This is a genomic window from Occallatibacter sp. (assembly GCF_049802275.1).
Taxonomy (GTDB): domain Bacteria; phylum Acidobacteriota; class Terriglobia; order Terriglobales; family Acidobacteriaceae; genus Telmatobacter.
In genome coordinates this window covers 1-3,015 of record NZ_JBARMD010000195.1, presented here as the reverse complement: position 1 = coordinate 3,015, position 3,015 = coordinate 1, and the positions used below count along the sequence as shown (strand labels likewise).

General features: G+C 57.7%; 2 protein-coding genes. Both read right to left on the bottom strand.

Annotated features, from left to right (window positions below):
• Nucleotides 1-194 precede the first annotated feature (194 nt).
• Nucleotides 195-1,568, bottom strand: a complete 1,374-nt coding sequence (locus WA354_RS06490) for a sigma-54-dependent transcriptional regulator (protein ID WP_472812191.1) — start codon at nt 1,566-1,568, stop codon at nt 195-197.
• Nucleotides 1,569-3,015, bottom strand: a 1,447-nt coding sequence (locus tag WA354_RS06485) for a TolC family protein (protein WP_472812190.1), incomplete at its 5' end; no start/stop codon positions are given. It abuts the gene before it with no gap.

Here is a 3,015-nt window from a genome sequence, read left to right as displayed (position 1 = left end):
GGCCTTCAATCAGTGAGGCTGCAATGAGCACCAGATAGATAAAAAGACAGAATAAAAGAAGGAAAGCGGGCGCAGTGGTCACGTGCTGCTGCCAGAGTAAAATGCCGGCGAAGAGGAATGTAGGCAGCGCGAGCAGGAAACAGAAGAGCCACGCCCGGCGGAGTGCCGAGGGTTTGCGTCTTCTTACATGCCTCTCATAAGCCATATTTTTCGATACGGCGGTAGAGCGCGGCCCGGCTGAGGCCGAGAGCTTCAGCGGCCTGAGAGATGTTGCCGTCGCAGCGGCGAAGGACCTTGCGGATAAGCAGAGCCTCAACTTCGTCGATACTCATATTCTCAAAATTGGGGGCCGATGATTTGGCCGTGGCAATCGCCAGGTTGGCAGGCTCGATCTCTTCGCCGCGGCAGAGCAGCACAGCGCGTTCGACAGTGTGCTCAAGCTCCCGGACATTGCCGGGCCATGGGTATTGGATCATCTGCTGCATTGCGGATGGTGAGAAGCCGGTAACCTGCTTGCGATAGCGCGAACGGTTCCGGTTTAGAAAGTGCATGGCCAGCAGCGGTATGTCTTCGCGGCGCTCGCGCAGGGCGGGGATATGAATCTCGACGGTGTTGATGCGGAAGAGGAGATCTTCGCGAAAGTTTCCAGCCTTGGCTTCTTCGGGCAGGTTTGCGTTTGTTGCCGACAACACGCGCACGTCGACGCGGCGTGTTTGCGAGGAGCCGACACGCTCAAGTTCGCCGGTTTCGAGGACACGGAGAAGCTTGGCTTGCTGGCGAAGCGGGACGTTGGCGATTTCGTCGAGAAACAACGTGCCGTTGTTGGCCAGTTCGAAACGTCCGACCCGATCGGAGCGGGCATCAGTGAACGCACCTTTCACGTGTCCGAAAATCTCGCTTTCAAAGGTGCCTTCAGGCAATCCGCCGGCATTCACAGCAACCAAAGCCATGCGCGAACGCGGCGATGCGGCGTGAAGAAGCTTGGAAACGATTTCCTTTCCGGTGCCGTGTTCGCCGGTGATGAGCACGTTGGCGTCGGACGGCCCCACCTGGCTTACGAGTTCGAGCACAGGCTGCATGGAGGGAGCCGCGGCGACGAAATCGGGCATGCCTTCAGCACGGAGTAAACGGTTTTCCAGTTCAAGTTGTCGGGCACGGCGCAGTGCCTTGTGCAGTTCGGCGTGGACGCGGATGAGCGAGATGAGGCGCTCGTTTTCCCACGGCTTCTGGATGAAGTCGCGAGCGCCGCGCTTGATGCTTTCGACAGCGAGATCGATGTTGCCCCACGCCGTCATGACTATAACCGGCATGCGAGGATCGATCTCCTGCAACCGTGCCAGCAGATCAAGACCCTCCTTGCCTGATGTGGTGTCGCGTGTGTAGTTGAGGTCGATGAGCAGGACGTCGTAGTCGCTTTGACCCAGAGCTTCGAGCAGCAGCTGCGGAGAGCGCACGCATTCCACGTGAATTCCCTGCGGTTCGAGCAACAGTTCCACGGCCTCGAGGATGTGCGGTTGATCGTCGGCAACTAAAACCCGGATTTTTTCATTCTTACGAGGGTCTGGCATTTAGTGATTGTCCGCTTCTGAAACCACGCCGGTTTTTGCGTCAGCGATTGAGATTCCGTATTCCTCAAGCACCGACCCGGTTGAATACTTCAGTTGAATGCGAGCCTTTTCGTATGCTGTTTGCGCCGTTACGAGCGCGGACTCAGCCACCGACAGATCGTGCTCAGCCGAGAGCGTCTGCTGATTTGAACCCGCACCCAGTTTCTGCTCCTGCTGCATGATACTGAGTGTGCGTTGGGCGAGGTCGCGTGCCTGCCTGGCGGCGCCCACTCGGCTGGCGCCCTGTTCAAGCGCGTAGCGTGCGTTTCGCACTTCGATCACGATATTCTTCTTCAGTTCTTCAGCGTACACCTGCGACTGGCGGTACTCGAGCTCGGTGCGGTATTGGTCGGCCTTGGCCTGGCGATTGCGCAGAGGCATCTGGAGCTGCAAACCGACCTGGTACTCGGGCGAAGAGTTATTCAGGGCGTTCTGGAGAGTGCCCCCGTACCCTGAAGGCGCCTCGACGGTCCCGCCGGTGAAGTCAGGATTGGGTGTGCCACCGTATCCAGTACCGCCATAGAAGCCGTAAAGACTGAGCTGAGGCAGCAGGGCATTGCGAGCGGTTTTGCGGCTGAGTTCCCGGTTAGTGAGGTCGAGGGCGGATATCTGAATATCGGTGCGATTCTTGAGAGCGTCATTGATACTCTGCTGTACCGGGAGGGTTTCCGGTTGGATCTGGGCGGCGAGATGATCCGTCGGCACGACTGGCAACTCCTGAAGAACTGGATCGTCGAAAGAACGGGTGATGGCGTTCTTCATGTAAAGTTCCTGGAGCTCAAGGTTTGTGCGGGCGACTGTCAGGTCCTGCTGCCGAGTGGCTACCTCGCTCTCAGCCTTCAGCACATCCATCTCCGGAATGGCCTGGAGTGCGAGTTGCTTGCGGCTGGTGTCAAGAGTCTCGGTGGCAAAGGCAACCGAGCGCTCCCCAACCTGCTCGGTGTCGTAGGCGTTCACAAGGTCCCAGTAGATGTCGCAAATCTGAGTAACGGTTGCGATAATTTGCGCCCTGAATGCAATGTCTCCAATCTTCTGGTTGGTCCTGGCAATTCGCAGAAAGCGCAGGTTCGGCCCGGTTCCGAATCCGGCGAGCAGCTGCTGTTGGATGATGAACTGCACATTGGCATAAATCTGCGGGTTCAGAGTATTGTTCGGGCTGTTCGACGTCGTTCGGTTGTTGTTCCAATCACCTTCAAAGTAGGTGCCGGTTGGAAAGAACTGTTGATAGCTGATGTTTGCAAGGTTCTCGTTCTGGTGCGCCACAGGAACGCCCAGGACGGTCTGGTTCGGCACAACTTGCGAGGTGTGGTCGTTGTACACCTTGGCAATGATGTAGGGATCGTAGCTGGAAACGTTGGTTCCGACGCCGAAGGTGGATTGCACGAGACCGCCGCTTCCGGCTCCAGCG